We start from the raw sequence: 17,875 nt of genomic DNA, 5'->3' as shown, positions 1-17,875 counted from the left end.
TAAAACAGGTCTTTCGCTTCACCTACTCTTTCTATTTCTCATAGACTACATCATTTTTAGATTCAAACCATTGTCCATATCTATCTTTATGAATTCCTTCAACTCTATTTCGTTTTACTTTTAGCGTAGGGGTCAATAGTCCGTTGTCTACAGACCAATCCTCCTCCATAATAATTACTTTAGCAATTTTCTCATAACTTTCAAGTTTAGGATTGAGCTCGCCGATAGTACCCATAAGCGATTTCTCCAAAATTGCTTTGCTTTTTGATTTTCCTAGTTCAGATACTACGACTAAAGCAATTGGTTGAGGGATACCCGTCCCTACAATACAGACTTGATCAATATCTCCATTTTTCAATAATTCTAATTCTATAGGCGCAGGACTTATGTATTTCCCTTTATCTGTTTTGAATTGATCTTTGATACGTCCTGTAATAGAGAGGTAGCCATCATGATCGAACTCTCCAATGTCTCCAGTCTTCAAGAAACCGTCTTCAGTAAACATCTCAGCTGTTTTCTCTGGCTCTTTGTAGTAACCTTTCATCAGACAATCACTCTTTATAAGGATCTCTCCTTCTCCTGATAGTTTCGATAAAACTCCAGGCAGTGGTCTGCCTACCGTTCCAAATTTATTCGAGCCAGGTAAATTGAAATGAGAAAGGATGCAGTCTTCTGTCATTCCATAGGCTTGATTGATTTCTATTCCGAGTTTTGAATACCATTTTTGCAAGCTAACAGCGATAGGTGCTGCACCAGAAAAATTTGCTAATGAAGCGTCTAGGCCTAACTTTTTCCGTATTTTTTTCTTGATGATATTACCTAAAATGGGCAAAGAAATGAGTCGATCCAGTTTTTTCTGAGGCATCTTTTCCAATATCTTTTCTTGGAATTTTTGCCAAATTCTAGGGACTCCAAAGAAAGTTTCTGGCTGAACTGAGGCAAGGTCTTCCGCAAATGTGGCCAAGGATTCAGGAAAACTGACTGATGCGCCACGATAGACGGCAGATAGCTCTATCCCTGCTCTCTCAGCAATATGTGTCATGGGTAGGTAAGAAAAGTATCGAGGCTGTTCAGGCAATTTTATAGACTCTTTAGCTGTACTGAGTAGCCTGCTGAAAGTACCTACCGTGTGCATGACGCCTTTTGGACTTCCCGTCGTTCCAGAAGTATACATGATGGTCATCAAGTCCTCAGGTTTCTGCTCAATAAGACCTTTTACCGGCTGGTTGCCAGCTATTAGTTCATCCCATCCATATTCCTCCTTGATGTCATATAGTTCAACGCCGATGATCGGAATGTCTGGTATGCCGGATTTCTGCTCGCTATAATCATCCAGTTTGCCGACGATAATAGCTTTTGACTCACTATGAACCAATATTTCATGGATTGACTCGGCACCTAAAGTGGGGTAAATGGGTATGGATATGCAACCTGCCATCATAATTGCAAGATCTGCCATGATCCAATGAGCACAATTCTTAGAGAGAATCGCGACATGACTTCCCTTCGAAAGTCCCATTCCATTTAGCGCGGATGCTATTTTTCTGATTTCTTCATCCGCTTCCTTAAAAGTATATTCCTTAAATACGCGATTAATAGGTTGCCTTAAAAATGTCTTGTTGGGCGTAGTATCTACCCAATGGGCAAAAGCCTCGAGTGGAGTATTAAATCTTTCCATGTATGGTTATTTTAGGTTAATAGAAATATAGGAATTTTATTTTTTTAGAAAAGCGAAATATCACCTAACGGCGATTTCTCCCAATTGATGAATTGTATTCTGAATTGATCCCTCAATGCTTTTACCATTCTTATCCTTCACTTGGTATTGGATTTCCATCACCCAAGTTGGTTTGATGTTTGGGATAGTCAATAGTATCGTCTTTTTGTCCTTTCCTAATTCCGCTTTGATGACAGACAGCATTTTTTCATTGTAGTGTTTTGATCCGTAATTTCTGGATCTCAACAAATCCCATGTTTCCACGGTGTAGTTTGTGATTTCATTGACGCTGTCTGGATCCAGTTCGTCCGTAAAGCTTAGCTCAATACCTGCAGTAGTAGCTTTGATCCCAATGGGGATAACCATGGGTTGATCTACCTTTCTTATTCGATATAGTCCTCCCAATTGTGGCTGTGTAGAACCCCAAGCCGATAAGCCACAAAGATAAAGTTGTTCATCTCCTGGGTTAAATCTTCCACGCATTACCCCGGTAGAAAATCTCGGAATCGGTAATTCGAAAATGCCTCCCTGTACTTGCTCGCCAACTGTCTCGTAAGGAATGACAAAGATTTTCCCATATCCATAAGAGAAGTTCAAAAGCTTTCCGTCTAATTCGCCCCACTTTTTACTATCTACCCAAAGGAGTTCGGAAGGTGATTGATCTATATCCCTTTCTACCCAAACCAAAGGAAGTTCCATCCCTCTTTCGGTGCTATCGGCAGGAGGGTTGAAGCTGAACATGTTGCCATAGAATCCACCTTCTTTTACCCAATTGATCCTGTTCATCGGGTTCCAGTGTCCTTCCTGGTCAGTTACGATAAAAGTGCCATCCGGATTGATACAAACCCCATTTGCTGCTCTGAAACCTCTTGCTATGATATCGGTCTTTTTTCCATCCTTGCTTACTTTGATCAAGGTTCCATGTTGTGGGACCAAAGCCTCTCTGGCGTGGCGGGCACTTTTGGCATAATAAAAATTCCCTTCCACATCGACTTGAAGCCCCATGGCGAATTCATGGAAATGATCGGTCACTTGATGATCATTGTTAAAGCTTTCGTAAAAGTCTGTTTCCTTGTCTCCATTAAAATCGTGTAATCGAACCAACTGATCTCTACAGGTGACAAAGATTTCTTCGTTGACCACTTTGATTCCCAAAGGTTGAAACAAACCTGAAGCGATTCGTTGCCAAGTAAGTTTGCCGGAATTTTCAAGGAATCCTTCCACCAACCAAACGTCTCCATCTGTAGAGCAAATCACCCCTTTATTTGGATTTTTGAAAAAGTCCAGACCGCTCAGTCTGAATTGATTTCTCCATGGACTGTCAAAAGGTGGATTCAAAATATCTACTTGAAAAGGACCTTCTTGCTGTCCTCGCAGTATTTCAGTAGTCAATTTTTCAGGATATCGAGCAGGACCTCCTTTAATCAACTTATTTAAGTCTTCTGGTTTGGTGGAAGATTTGGCAAATTGTTCAAGACCTGTGGTTCCTGCTTTTGCAATCAGTAACTTGATTTGGATGGATTTGCCGGATTCAATTTCCAAAATGTGAAATTCAGCCTCTTTTTTTAAACTTGAACCTTCCCCAACAAATGCAACCGCCGCACTGCTTGGTGCCACTCTCATTTTTAGAGTTTGATCGGAAGCAGATATGTTCAATGTTCGTGTGAAAACAGGCTGATTATCCAAAGTTTCCATTCCAAAGGTTTCCAATACTTTCGCTTTGCCCACGGAGTAGGAAATTATCACGCGATCATTGTATTGATACAGGCCCTCATAATGTGTCCACTCTCGAGGCAAAGGACCGAACTTTCGTTTATCTCTAGCTGTAAATCTGGGGTCATCAAAGTTACCGGTAGCGGGGTTTGCCCAAGCTGGGGCTACAGGATTTTCAAAATGAAGTTCACCGATTGTTCTTGGTGAAATATTGTGCCTCCCGTTAAATAAAATAGCTTCCCAATCTATAAACCCTTCACCTGTCCAAGCACCTGCAACTCTCATAAGATCGTGGTCAAACATTATCCAGGCTTTGCCAGCGGCAACTCCACCTTTCCCCTTGTCAAGTCTTATTGCAATTCCTTTATAGGCAAAATTTGAATTCACTAGGGGCTCATCTGGAAGCGGAGCTTTGCCTGATGAACGCTCTCGTGGTGCTGCATCGAGACCAACAAGTTCATATGTATTTATTAAAAAATTCCCGTAATCCATTTCAGCCCAAGGCTTAAATTCTTTGGCAGCGGGCCCTGTATTGGTTCCTGCGGGGAGGCTTGCTAAGTAAGTCGAATCGACTTCGATATATTGAGTTACATTATCTTCCTTCAAAAAGGTTTCCCTTAAGTAATTGATGATATCATACTTCTCCACTGGAGTCAAATTGACTTGTGGAGGCATGGACCCGTAGCCTCTGGTAAGCGTTTGGTAGATTGAATAGGGATCCTTTCCTACTTTAAATTCATCCTTCCAAAACTTGAAAGCATTGGGCATGGAGCCTTCCTGATCCGGGTTTCCATGGCAATTGAAGCAGTTGTTGTTGTAAATATGTTCCCCCGTTCGGATCGATTCCCCTTGTCGGTCTCCCCAAGCGGTGATGAGTCTCTGATGATCAATGTTTTTTTCGTAATCTGGGAGGTCTGATTCCTGAAGATTAAAACCAATTGGAATTTCTGATTCTTTGGTACTGGAATTACATCCAATGAAAATCAGAAATAATAAAAGAGAGTTTAAACCAAGCAGGAATCTTTTCATAGTTAAGTTAGATGGGCTTTTTTGCTAGTTCTATTTTAAAATTCAATTGCGTTCAATAATCGATTTTAAATTAAGGTAAACTTCTGATAGAGAGTAGGAAAATACACATTTCCTCGAAAGGACCGTATTTTAAAAGGATACTTTTTGGGGAAGAGAAATATTTAGTGCAATTTGTTAAACCTTGAAAATAATTTTTCAGTTTTAAACTTAAGTTCGATTTAAATCCAGTTTTTTATGAAAACACTTTCCTTAGTATTTCTGATTTGTCTTTGCCTTGTTGAGTTTTCCCTCGCAAAAGAGACTCAAGATGAGTTTGTAATTAAAAATGCTAATTATTCATTTGAGCTAATACCACTTCCTCAAACAGGTTTTCTCAAAGGAGGTAGTGCTTCCGGTCCAAAAATGATTCAAGTAATTGGAAAACCGGATCAAGTATTCAAACAGGTCTGGCCTGAATTTTCAATTAAATCTGAATGGGAAAAGAGTGAATACAGTTTAAAACTTACAAGTTCTGAACAAGAAATTAATTCCGCTTTTTTAAAAGAAGTCTTAGACGATTTAATTAATAAATATCCTGATCAATTCTCAATTGGAACTAAGTCAATTGAATTCAATTGCATGAAGGTTGAAGACGAGTCACTTTTAAAAAATGCCATGTTTAATCCCAATCGAGGAATTGAAAAGTTTATTGCCCATAAAAACAATTCAGTAGAACTTAAAGGCCTTAAGCTTGAAGAAATTGCAGAATGGCTTACGGAAAATACGCAGTATTCATTCGGCTTCTTAGGAGATCAGGAGGGGGTTTTTGAAGTCAAAATTAATCTTACCTCTGCAAAAACAATTGCGTGCTCCCTTGAGAAAATGGGTTTGAATACTGCCGTCTGCCAGGGTAAAGTAGAGGAAATAATATTAATGGATTAACAGAATCCGTTAAATTGCCTTTAATGAAGCCTTTTGTATTTAATATATCAGTTCTCATTATTATCGGACTTCTGTTTTTTTCCTGCCAGGAGAAAGTGTATCAGGAATCTGATCAATTTTTTAATTCAGTTTCAGGTAGTCATTCGATTGATTCCTTAGGCTTGACTCTGATTCACGAGCATATGCTGGTGGATTTTATCGGAGCTGATTCGGTTTCTATGGATCGGTATGATAGAGCCGCTGTGGTTCAAAAAGTCTTGCCTTATCTTTTGGAGGTAAGAAAATTTGGAGTCAAGACCATCTTCGAATGTACTCCCTCCTATTTGGGAAAAGATCCAGAGCTTTTAAAGATTTTGAGTGAAAAGTCGGGAATTCAGCTAGTCACTAATACCGGTTACTATGGAGCTGTGGATGGGAAATACTTACCCAAACATGCGTTTACTGAATCAGCTGAGGAACTTGCCGCTCGATGGATTGATGAATTTGAAAATGGGATTTCTTCCACCGGCATTAGACCTGGATTTATTAAAATATCCGTAAATGCGGAGCAACCGTTGCTTGAGGTCGATGCTAAGCTTGTGCGAGCTGTTGGAATAACTTTTCAAAAGACTGGTTTACGAATAGTCTCTCATACAGGTCCTTGGTTTGCAGCCCTGCAGGAAGTGGCGATTTTGCAAGAAATGGGAATTGACCCTTCGGTTTTCGTTTGGGTTCATGCTCAAAATGAACCCGATTTCGAGAATTTCAAGAAAGCAGCGGAATTGGGTGTTTGGATTTCCTGGGATGGAATAGGCTGGGAAGTGGATTCCTATGTGGATCGATTTTTGTTTGCCAAGGAAAATGCTTTTGGAAGAAAATCCAAAGCGGGCTTTTGGGTTAAGTAATTAGGGAGATTAAACCAAATGCTATCCGAAATTCTAATAAAACCATTATTTAATTTATTACAATTTACGGGGTTTGTAAGTGGATAATTAGAAATCAAAATAAGCCATAGAACCCTAGTCGGGGTCATATGTACAACCTATTAAATACTACTTGAAATACCCCAAAATCCCTTTGGCAATTAGTGCATGTCCTTTTTCATTCGGATGATTTCCTCGAGACATCAAAGAAAGAAGATCGCCTCCAGAGATTACTTCATTTTTGAACAAGGCGTAGCTATCAGCAAGGCCGACCTCGTATTTTTCTGATAAGGCACGAATTTGATCAGCATGCTGATCTAAAACGGTATCAACCTCTTTTAAATCTAATTTCTGATCGGGTGAAGGAGTTAAAAGAATGATTTTTATATCCGCTTTCAAGGCCATTTGGATCATTGATTCCCATTCAACTTTTGCGCTATCAATTCCAAGTCTTCTGTCATTCAAGGCATAGTCAATAAAGAGTACATCAGGTTTATGAATTAGGACATCTGATTTGAATCGCTGGGCTCCACTTTTAGAATCTTCGCCACCAATCGAGGTATTGATGATGTTAATCATAGCGTATGGATATTGTGCTTTTAGCTCCTTTAATACTAGGTAAGGATAGGATTGGAGGGTATTTACAATTGGGGTTTTGAAATAACCAGCCGGTACAGAATGACCATGAAAAACCAAGTTGATCGTCCTGTTTTCAGGCCATTTTTTCTGAAATTCGATTTTCAGATCATTTAGATAATCAGATGGATTCACCTTAGGCTGAAATGCAAAAAGAACAAAAGAAATTAGGATTAAGTGGAGTGACTTCATTTCAAGATCGGATTAAGTTGCTTATTCTAAGGGTAATTTAGTAATCTTCGGGTGGAGGCTTTGTTTTCTAGATTTGGATGTGCCGATATTCTTGAGTTTTCAATAAAAGTTGGTATTTTGAAAATGTAAAATCATCGGAGTACGAAAAGACTGTATACCAATTTACTTTTTTGATATCTCTGTCCTAATTCATTTTAAACCCAACGCATTATGGTAGTACTTCTCATTATTGCTGGAATCATCGTGTTTCTAAGCATTATTCTAATTGGCATTTTCAACAAATTTGTAAAAAACAAAAACACGGTAAAAGATGGCTGGAGTAATATAGATGTGGCTCTTAAGCGACGCTATGACCTTATTCCTAATCTTGTGGAAACTGTAAAAGGCTATGCCAGCCATGAAAAGGAAACCCTTGAAGCTGTAATCCAAGCTAGAAATGCTGCGATGGCTGTACCTTCTGATGACATCAACAAACAGATCCAAGCAGAAAATCAGCTCCAAAAAACACTGAGAAGCATTTTTGCATTGAGCGAAGCATATCCCGATTTGAAAGCCAATACTAACTTTCTTCAACTCCAAGACAAACTGAATGAAATAGAGGAAAATCTAGAGCGGTCAAGACGCTATTACAATGGCACTGTTCGCGAAAACAATACCTATGGAGAAAGTTTTCCAGCAGTGATGGTGGCCGGTATGTTCAATTACCAACATTTTGACTATTTCGAAGCTGAGCCAGAAAGTCGTGAAAATGTAAAAGTGAGTTTTACTTGATCTGATTTTCCTTTTTAATGCCATTACCCATAATTCTTTGCTTTACCGGCCGGAAGACAGAAGACCGGTGACCGAAGTAGCCTAAAATCTAGTTTGGAGCTTTTCTCTGATGTTTTTGTCAATATATTTTCAGAAAGTAATAAACACCTATCTCTTAATTAGAAAACAATTATCCATACAAATCTTCAGTTAAGCTTTGTAGGTACTTTAGCACTAACATGAAAAAAATCTCATTTTTATTACTCTTATTTTTTGCGCAGTTAATAGTCAACGCTCAAGATTTCACAGTCACTTCCTACGTAGTGGACATTACGATTCATGAGGAAGGTTATTTTGATGTAGTTGAGAAATACAACCTCAATTTTGAAGCTCCAAAACATGGTATCTTTCGGGATATTCAAACTTCCTACGATTTGTTGAACGAGGAAGACAAGGAAGAAACCCGTAAGATCAAAATAAGCAATATTGAAGTTCCAGGCTATAAGTTTGATGCTCCTTCAGCATTTGGGCAGAAAATGTCCGATAATCTGCGGATCAAAATCGGGGACGCTGATATTACTTTGGAAGGCCCACAGCTGTACGAAATCAGATATAGAGTAGAGAACGCTTTTCTCTACGAGAAAGAGGCCATACAATTCTATTGGAATATCAAGCCTAGTGATTGGAATGCTCCTTTCAATAAAATTGATTTCAAAGTTCATTTACCAAATGGAGTCACGCTGGATGAGGGAGATTACTTTTTGTATTCCGGAACGGTAGGCTCAGCTACGCCCTCCTCAGATTTCTTAACGAGTTATTCTAATGGTGCTTTTTCGGGCAACAGCAAACCTGATGTAGTTTCTTCTGGCGGCGAAGCGGTGACAGTACTGTTGAAATTGCCTTTGGGAAGCATTAAAGAGATCAAACTCTTCTGGCCGTTCTGGACAAATTATGGATGGATAATCATTTTGACCTTAGTTTATATTGCATTTCATGCGATCTGGAAAAAGCATGGCAAAGACGATCATGTCACCTCTACGACGAGTTACTATCCGCCTAAAGGTATGGATCCAGCTATGGTGGGTTACTTGATCGATGATTCTGGTGATACGGCAGATTTGATATCACTCATTCCATTCTGGGCTTCCAATGGCTACCTGACTATTGAGGAGATAGATGAAAAGGGTTGGTTTGCCAAGGATGACACAAGGCTTAACAAATTGAAAGATCTTGAAGCTGATGCTCCTTTATATCAGCGCCAACTTTTCAATGGTCTATTTGCCAGCACAACAGAAGTGCTAGTCAGTAGTCTCAAGGAGAAGTTTTATACCACGATGAGTACCGCAAGTGGTGACTTGAAAGCCGCAGCGCAGATTTACTATGTGAATAAGTCTCGCAGAATCAAAAATTTTACAATCGTCGGATTAGTAATTCTGATTTTAATTCTTACGCCATTATTTCTGTTTTTCTGGGGAATAATAGCTGCAATCGCTGTCGCAGTTTCACTGCTTTTCTTGATAATCATGAGTCAGTTTTTGATCAAAAAGAATAAAGAAGGAACTGCGATTCTATCCGAGTTGAAAGGTTTCAAACAGTTCATCAAAGTCGCTGAGGAGAACAAACTCAAAATGCTACTCAAGGAAGACCCTTCCTATTTCGAGTCCACGATGAGCTATGCCTTGGCTTTTGGCATGTTTGACAAATGGGCAAAGAAATTCGATGCCCTAAATATTCAGCCACCAACCTGGTACTATTCTACTTCAGGAAGGATGATGTCAATGAATCATTTCTCCAAATCCTTTAACAATTCTATCAAGTCCACCCAATCCACTATGGTGAGTTCTCCTTCCAGTTCTGGAGGTTCGGGTGGCGGAGGATCATCCGGAGGTGGTTTTGGTGGCGGCGGTGGCGGAAGCTGGTAGATGATTTAGAAATTATCATTATTCTGGATGAAGTCAGAAGCTTAATATCTTTACTTTAATCGACAAAAGACCGATGAAATATGACCGAAGTAGGGATTTCCTAATGTTGATCATATCTTAAGATGCTTTAAATTGTTTATTTAAGAAAAGTGAAGTCTCTCATAAATTATAAAACAAATCTTATGAAATCGAGCATGTCGTAATCGACACAAACTGGGATGATTATAAGCCTTGCGAGATTCCATATGACCATTGAAAAAACAAATTATATCACATGAAAAAGGTAGCAATTCTAGCAATCACATTCTTTGCCATTTCGATGACCGTAAATGCGCAATCCACGGATGCCAAATACCTAAGCAAGGTTCAGACGCTTGATAGCACAATTGAAACATTGTATGGAGTGATTTCTGGAGAAAAAGGTCAAGCAAGAGATTGGGAGTTATTCAAATATCTATTCCATCCAGATGCCAAGCTGATCCCTTCTGGTAAAAACCAAGCGGGCGTAATCGGAGCTACTTTTTTGACACCAGAAGCGTATATTTCCAGAGCTGGAAAAATGTTGGTTGACACCGGATTCTTTGAGAAAGAAAGCCATAGAACGGCGGACACATTTGGTAATATCACACAGGTATTCAGCACCTATAATTCCTACAATAATGAATCAATGGATACGCCATTTGCGAGGGGGATTAATAGTATTCAACTGCTCAACGATGGAAAAAGATGGTGGATTATTAATATATACTGGATGCAGGAATCGGAAGAAAGTCCAATCCCAGAAAAGTATTTACCGAAGAATTGAGTCCTAAAAGATTTCAGCTTTGGATAAGATTAGCTGAAATGAACTTTTGGAAATGAAAATGACCAATGAGCAAACTCAATTTTCAAAGGTCCTACGCTAGGAATCTATTTCAATTTAAAACCAACTCTATAGGTAGCCATGAGATACCAAGGCCAATAACCATCAAATGATGACATACTAAGTACAGCGGAATTTCTGCGATTTTCATTTTTGCTTTTCCAATCGAAAACAACCTGCTGGGTATAACCTAATCTTATAAAACGCTCTACATTTTTAATGTCTACATAATAATTTCCAAAATCGTCATAGACTAGATATGAGCCTCCGTATCCATTTTCACTCCCAATTTGAAAGGAAGGGCCAAAGGCTAAGGAAACCTTGAAATCATTTTTTGTTTTCAATAGATCATATCTGAAAGTCACGTTCGTAAAGAGGCCAGAGGAATTATCGTTTTTATTTTTATCATCCTCATTCCAATATTTAATAGATTGATAAAAAGTTATTGATGGATTTAGGGAGGTTCTTTTTCCTAAACTAAAGTTTAGCTCATTATTTATGTTAACACCTAAAAGTCCACCATTACCGTCTATAGTGGGGCCTGCTCCCAAGTAATAAGTCAATTTGTTGGTTTCTTGAGCAAATGCACTTGACTGCAAAAAGCATGGAATGATTGCTAAAAATAGTAGAAAAGATTTTTTCATCTGAATAGAGGCTTAGGTTTCAGATGGCAAACTTAACAAAAAAACTTAGTTGAATTTTTTTTTTTAAAGTTCAGGTACCTGAGCCTTGATCGTTTCTTTTGCGAGCTGTATTCTCCTCAAAGTTTTTTCATCGTCATCATGAACCAAGTCCTTGATAGAATCCAGAGCCTTCTCATAATAATCAGCCCAAGTGTCAATTATTTTCTGCTCATCTTCTTTCGATCCACCTGATGCAATTGCTTGTTTGCTAAGCGTAATTTCTATTTCTAACCGAGCTTTTGCTTTTTCCATAAGCATTTGAAGTATTTCTTCAGCTGTTTTCGAATCCGAATTCAATAAGGTATAAGCACTTACCAAAGCTCCCGTTGCCACATTTTTCATTGTTTCTTGAGAGACTTTATCCAATCGGTCATTATCCGTATGATAAAATTGATCAGTAAAGTGCCAAAGTAACAAGCCCGGAATATTGGCATTCAAAAAGGGTGTGTGATCACTTCCTCCCTCAAAAGGATTGGTTACCACCTGCCAATTCGCATGCTTTCCTTGATTTTGAAATACACTGAGAATAAAATCATTCAAATAATGAGGCTTCATATCTTCCACCTTCAGTGGACGACCTCCCCATTCGGTATGTTTATCCTCACCTCGAGTCCAGATGGCGCTTGGATCAGGCATTTTCTCAATTAGAAATGTGCCCCCAGTAACATCCGTATTTTCTCCTACCATATCCAACGAAATCCCCCAAATAATTTCAGCTTCTCGTTTCTCTTTTTCTTCAATATATCGTCGGGTAGAAATAATCTCATCCCCCCAAAGAAATGTCAGCGTTCGTTTTAAATCTAATTTGCCACTTTGAATTAGGTCAGCTGTAAGTACCGTCATTTCCAATTGAGCTCCGACACCAGTTGCATTGTCATTTGCGCCTGGTTCCTGAATATGTGCTGAGAAAACAAGGCTTTCCAAGGGTAATTCACTTCCTTTCACATTCGCTACAACAGTAAGTTCTTCCGAATCATAGATTTTAGTTTCAATCTTTGCATTGACTTCCACTTTACCTTTTGCCAAAGCTGCTTTCAGTTTTTCTTTTGCTTCAAAAGAAAGTGCTATTGCCCAGTTTTCTTTTTCTGCTTCATACCGCAGACTTCTAAATTGAATTGAAGTTTGATTTTTTTCAGGTTGTAGATAGTCGGGATTGTCATAGGTTAAAATCCCCAATATTCCTCTATCAGCAGCGGATTGAAGGTTTCGATAACTCACCTGATCGGAAAAAATAATTTTTCCATTTAGATCCAATTGCTCAAGGTCTTCCTTTTTGGAAATGTAAATGACTTCCGCTTCGACTCCTGACTTTGGAGTAGAGGAGGAGTATTGATAAATCATATTACGATTCGTAGAGAATTCTAAAAGATCTTTATTCTCACCTGTTATTTTCAAACTCGCGGCTACAGGTTCCCAAGTTGGGCGATTCATCCCTCTTTTTTCGATTCGATAGGTTAGTCTGGATTCTGGTTTTGAATTTTCTTCCAATACAAATCCTGCTTCTTCGAGTTTTTTTGCAATCAAAAATACCGATTCGTTGAAGCCGGTATTTCCAGCAACACGCCAGTATTTTTCTACAAAAGCAACCGTTTCAAAAGCCAGATCACCTGAATATTTTGGACGAACCAAATCAAAATAGGGATTGATCGTTTGATCGAGTGAACTTTGAGCAAAGCTCAATTTTGAAAATGCGAGGAGAAACAGGAATAGAAAATGGATTTTTTTCATTGAAGTTTGAAATTGAAAACAGGTTCGAATTTTAGTTTTTTAAATTTCACAACCAATCGATTCTTTTTGTTTGGTTGATTTTTTGACTTTTATATCCAGATAGCCAAACATTCTTCGGTTATTTTCCAATATCATTTCGGCAATTTCCCTGACCTGATTACCTTTGCGCATGGCAGAACAAATCTTGATCCTCGATTTCGGTTCTCAGTACACCCAACTCATCGCTAGAAGAGTCCGAGAACTGAATGTTTATTGCGAAATCCACCCTTATAATAAAGTCCCAGAAATCACTTCCGATATCAAAGGAGTGATCCTGTCGGGATCTCCGTGTTCAGTTCGAGACGAAGGGTCTCCTGATTTGGACCTAGACGTTTTCAGAGGAAAGCTTCCACTTTTGGGAGTTTGCTACGGTTCGCAGCTGCTAGCGCAAAAGTATGGAGGAGAAGTGCTGCCGTCAGAGATTCGTGAATATGGCCGAGCAAACCTTTCTCATATCGATACGCATTATGACTTGTTGAAAGAAATGAGCCATGGTTCCCAAGTTTGGATGTCGCATGGTGATACGATTAAAGAATTACCTGACGATTTTGAAGTAATAGCCAGCACATCTTCAGTGCGTGTTGCAGCTTTCAAGGTAAAAGAAGAAGAAACTTACGGGATACAGTTTCATCCCGAGGTGACGCATTCAAGTGAAGGAAAGAATCTCCTTCGAAATTTTGTAGTTCAAATCTGTGGCTGTTCTCAGGATTGGACATCTGATGTTTTCATTGATGCGACGATTGCAGATTTGAAAGCTAAAATCGGTTCAGATAAAGTAGTGATGGGACTTTCTGGAGGAGTAGATTCCTCAGTAGCTGCAACATTGATCCACCGAGCGATTGGAGATCAATTGACCTGTGTTTTTGTCGATAATGGCTTGCTTCGAAAAAATGAATTTGAAGAGGTGCTTGATTCCTATAAGCATATGGGATTGAATGTGATTGGAGTTGATGCCAAGCAGAAGTTTTATGATGCTTTGGAAGGATTGACTGAACCTGAATCAAAACGAAAAGCTATTGGAAAAGCATTTATCGAAGTTTTTGACGATGAAGCGCATAAAATAGAAGGGGTGAAATGGCTTGGTCAAGGGACGATCTATCCGGATGTGATTGAATCTGTTTCTGTAAAAGGTCCTTCAGCAACTATCAAATCTCACCACAATGTGGGTGGATTACCGGACTTTATGAAGTTGTCGGTGGTTGAGCCTTTGAATACTTTATTTAAAGATGAGGTTCGGGAAGTAGGTAGAGCTTTAGATATTGTAGAGACGATTATTGGAAGACACCCTTTCCCTGGTCCAGGATTGGCAATTCGAATTCTCGGAGATATCACTGCCGAAAAAGTGAAGACGCTTCAAGAGGTGGATTATATTTTTATCCAAGGGTTAAAAGATCACGGTCTTTATGACCAAGTATGGCAGGCTGGAGCGATTTTGCTTCCGATCAATTCTGTGGGTGTAATGGGTGATGAGCGAACTTATGAAAAGGTAGTTGCACTAAGAGCAGTTGGATCTGTTGACGGAATGACTGCTGATTGGATTCATTTGCCTTATGAATTTTTGGGTAAGATATCCAACGAGATAATTAACCGAGTTAAAGGTGTCAATCGCGTAGTTTATGATATTTCTTCCAAGCCACCGGCTACGATCGAGTGGGAGTAAATGTTATTTAGGATTTAAAATATAAGATCTAAGAACCCGGAGATATTCTTCGGGTTTTTTGTTGAATTCATATCTGAATCCATTTCGAGTTAAACTTTGGGTTTGAAAAATATGGGTTAAATTTGTAAATCCTGAATAATAAGGCATACTGACTATCCATGAGAAAAATTCTTTTTCTACTTCCACTCATTTTTATTTTCAGCTTCGCAAAGGCTCAGATTCCGATACCAGATCAATATACCAAGGCAAAAGCTGAATTGGCAGCTAAAAATTACTGGGAGGCAATGCCGCTTTTCAGGGAGTTCTTGGATGAGAATAAATATGGAAACCTTTCTAATTATGCAGCTTTTCATTTGGGTGAGGCGGCTTTTGGAGCAAATCAAGCCAGTCAGGCAATTGAAGCATTGCAACCTATTTCTTCAAAAAGCTGGTTAAAAACAGATGAATCAAATTATCTCCTCGCATTAGCCTATTTTCAAAATAATCAAAATTTAGAAGCTCTTCGGACAATCAAAAGGATTCAAAAAGAGGAAATAAAAAATCTTGCAGCAAAAGCAACTTTCGAGAATCTTAAAAGTGAGAGTCCAAGTTTTATGGTTACAAATCTTGGAGAATTCAAGGATAATCCTGGCTACGGTGCGGTGATGAAAGTTGTTTTGGAAGGGCAAACTGTGCTTTCTGCCACAGAGCGTGCTGCATACTATGAGTTGCAGGGACTAGGAAGTTCCAATAAGAACATTAAAGATGAGGTATTGGATATAGTAGTGATTTTACCATTTACAAATTCCAATAGTGCTTCAGTTCTCAATATATCGGAAAATGATTTTGTGTTCGAATTATATCAAGGGATAGAATTAGCCAAGCAGGAATTACAAAATCAAGGAGTTAAAGTGAGTTTGAATACTTTTGATTCGAAGCGGGACTTGAGTCACCTTCAAGCTGTTTTGCAAGATCCTTTAGTGGCAAAGGCCGATGTGATTATTGGGCCAATCTATCCTGAAGAAACGGATATGGTCAGTGCTTATTCTGAAAATGCAAAAATTCCCTTTATTCATCCCCTTTCTAATCTCGGGGACCGATTCGAAGAGATGAAGTATAGCTATTTATTTAGACCTTCAGTTCAGTCGCTTGCCCGAGGTATAGTTGTAAACCTGAAACAAAAAAATTGGGGAAAGCGGGTGGCTATTGGAAACAGTGGCAGTACTCGTGATGAAAAATTAGCTGGTTTTCTTGGGGAAGAGCTTCTTAAAGAAGGATTTACAGTAATCAGCAACAAATCTGTTAACCCTAGAGATGTCTCAGAGTTTTTAAAAAAATTGGGAATTAAATCAGGAAGAGATTCCTTGTCCAAGGAAGTAGTAGATCAGATTATTTTACTTTCTGATGATCCCGCAATAGCGCAACCTACATTCGCACTATTGGAATCTGTTTCAGCCTCTATCCCAACTTTGGTAATGGATTCCTGGTTAACCTTTAATTTTGCGAACTTTGAGATGCTTGAGTTTCCAAACTTTCATTTTATAGCAAATAATACGCTCAATTTTGATAGTGAAGCCTCCAAGCTATTTACAGAGAAATTTTATTCTGTGTATAAATCAAACCCAAATATTAACAGTTCGCTTGGCTATGAACTGGTCTATTTACTTTCTTCCAATATGTCTCCAAGCAAAGGCTTTGATTTAAGGAGAAACCTTGATCAATCAGTCTATCAAAAAGGAAAGTTGACTTGGGGTTTTAATTTCCAAAATAGTAACAACAATCAATATGTTCCTGTGTTTAGTTTAGAAGCAGGTGAATTGAAACCATTAAATTAATCCATGACTATTTCTGAAAGCAAGCGGCTTTTTGCCCATGCTCAAAACTTTATTCCAGGTGGGGTGAACTCACCCGTTCGTGCATTTCGCGCTGTTGGTGGGGATCCTTTATTTATCAAAAAAGCAAATGGAGCCTTCATCTATGATGAGGACGACAATGAATATATTGAACTTATCAATAGCTGGGGTCCAATGATTCTAGGTCATAACAATCCGATGATTCGGGAGGCTGTGATTAAGGCAATGGAAAACGGAACCTCTTTTGGAGCGCCCACAGCAAAAGAGGTCGAAATTGCTGAACTGATCGTTTCAATGGTTCCTTCGGTAGAGAAAGTTCGAATGGTCAATTCGGGCACAGAAGCTACTATGTCTGCGATCCGAGTAGCAAGAGGGTTTACCGGGCGAGATAAATTCATCAAAATGGAAGGCCACTACCATGGACATGGAGACTCTTTTCTTATTGCAGCTGGTTCTGGCGCTATGACGATGGGTAATCCAGATTCCCCGGGAGTGACAAAGGGGACCGCAAAAGACACTTTGTTGGCGCCTTATAATGATTTGGATGCTATTGAAACTTTAGTGGCAGCTAATAAAGGAGAAATTGCAGCTTTAATATTGGAGCCCGTTCCAGGAAATATGGGCTTGTGTTTGCCTCTTCCCGGATATTTAGAAGGTCTCCGTGAAATCTGTACCAGAGAAGGGATTGTGTTGATTTTTGATGAAGTGATGACTGGTTTTAGATTAGCCAAAGGGGGAGCACAAGAACTTTATGGTGTGACTCCGGATATGACCACTTTGGGGAAAATAATCGGGGGCGGTATGCCTGTTGGTGCATACGGAGGGAAAAAAGAAATTATGGAATTTGTTTCTCCAGTTGGCCCAGTTTATCAAGCGGGGACACTTTCAGGAAATCCTATAGCTATGGCTGCGGGATTAACGATGTTGAACTACCTCAACGAACATTCTGAAGTCTATGCTAAGTTGAGTCATATAGGGACAAAACTTTCCGAGGGTATCATGAAGGTTAATGAATCAATGGGTTTTGGGTTTACCGTGAATCGACTCGGAAGTATGTATTCTTTGTTTTTTTCTACTGAACCAGTGATCGATTTTGAATCTGCAAAGAAATCTGATACGGCCTTGTTTGGAAAATACTTCCAAGCAATGCTTCATCGAGGTGTCTATTTGGCACCTAGTCAGTTTGAGAGTTTGTTTCTCTCAACAGCCTTAAGTGATGACTTGATCGATCGGATATTGAATGCACACCAAGAAAGTTTGAAGGAGATATTTGAATAAAATTTGAAAAT

13 protein-coding genes are annotated in these 17,875 nt (G+C 39.1%); 8 read left to right on the top strand and 5 right to left on the bottom strand.

All coding sequences use genetic code 11. The features are described from left to right. Nucleotides 1-31: 31 nt before the first annotated feature. Together BVC88_RS15240 and BVC88_RS15235 are read right to left on the bottom strand one after the other, a co-directional pair. A complete protein-coding gene (locus BVC88_RS15240; RefSeq protein ID WP_075351574.1) occupies nucleotides 32-1,678 on the bottom strand; it encodes an AMP-binding protein in 1,647 nt (548 codons plus the stop codon). A gap of 60 nt (nucleotides 1,679-1,738) precedes the next feature. Continuing rightward, nucleotides 1,739-4,459 (bottom strand): DUF6797 domain-containing protein, encoded by a 2,721-nt coding sequence (locus BVC88_RS15235; RefSeq protein WP_075351573.1) that lies wholly within the window; start codon nucleotides 4,457-4,459, stop codon nucleotides 1,739-1,741. A gap of 234 nt (nucleotides 4,460-4,693) precedes the next feature. Here BVC88_RS15235 and BVC88_RS15230 point away from each other — a divergent pair, with 234 nt between their 5' ends. Beyond that, nucleotides 4,694-5,380 (top strand): hypothetical protein, encoded by a 687-nt coding sequence (locus BVC88_RS15230; protein WP_075351572.1) that lies wholly within the window; start codon nucleotides 4,694-4,696, stop codon nucleotides 5,378-5,380. 23 nt (nucleotides 5,381-5,403) lie between these two features. Further along, nucleotides 5,404-6,264, top strand: coding sequence for a phosphotriesterase family protein (locus BVC88_RS15225; RefSeq protein WP_075351571.1), 861 nt, complete (start codon nucleotides 5,404-5,406; stop codon nucleotides 6,262-6,264). 147 nt (nucleotides 6,265-6,411) lie between these two features. Here BVC88_RS15225 and BVC88_RS15220 read toward each other — a convergent pair whose 3' ends face one another. Then, nucleotides 6,412-7,110, bottom strand: coding sequence for an SGNH/GDSL hydrolase family protein (locus tag BVC88_RS15220; protein ID WP_075351570.1), 699 nt, complete (start codon nucleotides 7,108-7,110; stop codon nucleotides 6,412-6,414). A 210-nt stretch (nucleotides 7,111-7,320) separates the two neighbouring features. Between BVC88_RS15220 and BVC88_RS15215 the strand changes: the two genes are divergently transcribed. The 3 genes from BVC88_RS15215 (at nucleotide 7,321) to BVC88_RS15205 (ending at nucleotide 10,587) form a co-directional block, all read left to right on the top strand. Beyond that, nucleotides 7,321-7,881 carry a LemA family protein gene (locus BVC88_RS15215; RefSeq protein WP_075351569.1) on the top strand — a complete coding sequence of 187 codons (561 nt, stop codon included), beginning with the start codon at nucleotides 7,321-7,323 and terminating at the stop codon, nucleotides 7,879-7,881. A 218-nt stretch (nucleotides 7,882-8,099) separates the two neighbouring features. Continuing rightward, nucleotides 8,100-9,782: a DUF2207 domain-containing protein gene (locus BVC88_RS15210; RefSeq protein WP_075351568.1), complete on the top strand. Its 1,683-nt coding sequence runs from the start codon at nucleotides 8,100-8,102 to the stop codon at nucleotides 9,780-9,782. Between the two features lie 274 nt (nucleotides 9,783-10,056). Then, complete coding sequence (locus BVC88_RS15205; RefSeq protein WP_075351567.1) at nucleotides 10,057-10,587, top strand: hypothetical protein; 531 nt, start codon at nucleotides 10,057-10,059, stop codon at nucleotides 10,585-10,587. A gap of 104 nt (nucleotides 10,588-10,691) precedes the next feature. On the opposite strand, the gene BVC88_RS15200 is transcribed toward BVC88_RS15205, so the two are convergent. Together BVC88_RS15200 and BVC88_RS15195 are read right to left on the bottom strand one after the other, a co-directional pair. Further along, the gene (locus BVC88_RS15200) at nucleotides 10,692-11,288 is read right to left on the bottom strand and encodes a hypothetical protein (RefSeq protein WP_075351566.1); all 597 of its coding nucleotides are present in this window, start codon (nucleotides 11,286-11,288) and stop codon (nucleotides 10,692-10,694) included. A 63-nt stretch (nucleotides 11,289-11,351) separates the two neighbouring features. Further along, a complete protein-coding gene (locus BVC88_RS15195; RefSeq protein ID WP_075351565.1) occupies nucleotides 11,352-13,055 on the bottom strand; it encodes a M28 family peptidase in 1,704 nt (567 codons plus the stop codon). A gap of 169 nt (nucleotides 13,056-13,224) precedes the next feature. Here BVC88_RS15195 and guaA point away from each other — a divergent pair, with 169 nt between their 5' ends. The 3 genes from guaA to hemL all read left to right on the top strand — a co-directional run bounded on the left by guaA (nucleotide 13,225) and on the right by hemL (nucleotide 17,864). Beyond that, the gene (guaA, locus tag BVC88_RS15190) at nucleotides 13,225-14,754 is read left to right on the top strand and encodes a glutamine-hydrolyzing GMP synthase (RefSeq protein ID WP_075351564.1); all 1,530 of its coding nucleotides are present in this window, start codon (nucleotides 13,225-13,227) and stop codon (nucleotides 14,752-14,754) included. Nucleotides 14,755-14,912: 158 nt separating this feature from the next. Continuing rightward, entirely contained in the window at nucleotides 14,913-16,568 is a 1,656-nt protein-coding gene (locus BVC88_RS15185; protein WP_075351563.1) for a hypothetical protein, read from the top strand. A gap of 3 nt (nucleotides 16,569-16,571) precedes the next feature. Next, nucleotides 16,572-17,864 carry a glutamate-1-semialdehyde 2,1-aminomutase gene (gene hemL / locus BVC88_RS15180; protein ID WP_075351562.1) on the top strand — a complete coding sequence of 431 codons (1,293 nt, stop codon included), beginning with the start codon at nucleotides 16,572-16,574 and terminating at the stop codon, nucleotides 17,862-17,864. Nucleotides 17,865-17,875: the final 11 nt, after the last annotated feature.

This window comes from Algoriphagus marinus (assembly GCF_001936475.1).
GTDB lineage: Bacteria > Bacteroidota > Bacteroidia > Cytophagales > Cyclobacteriaceae > Algoriphagus > Algoriphagus marinus.
Note: the sequence above shows the minus strand (reverse complement) of the source record. Positions and strands in the feature narration are given on the sequence as shown.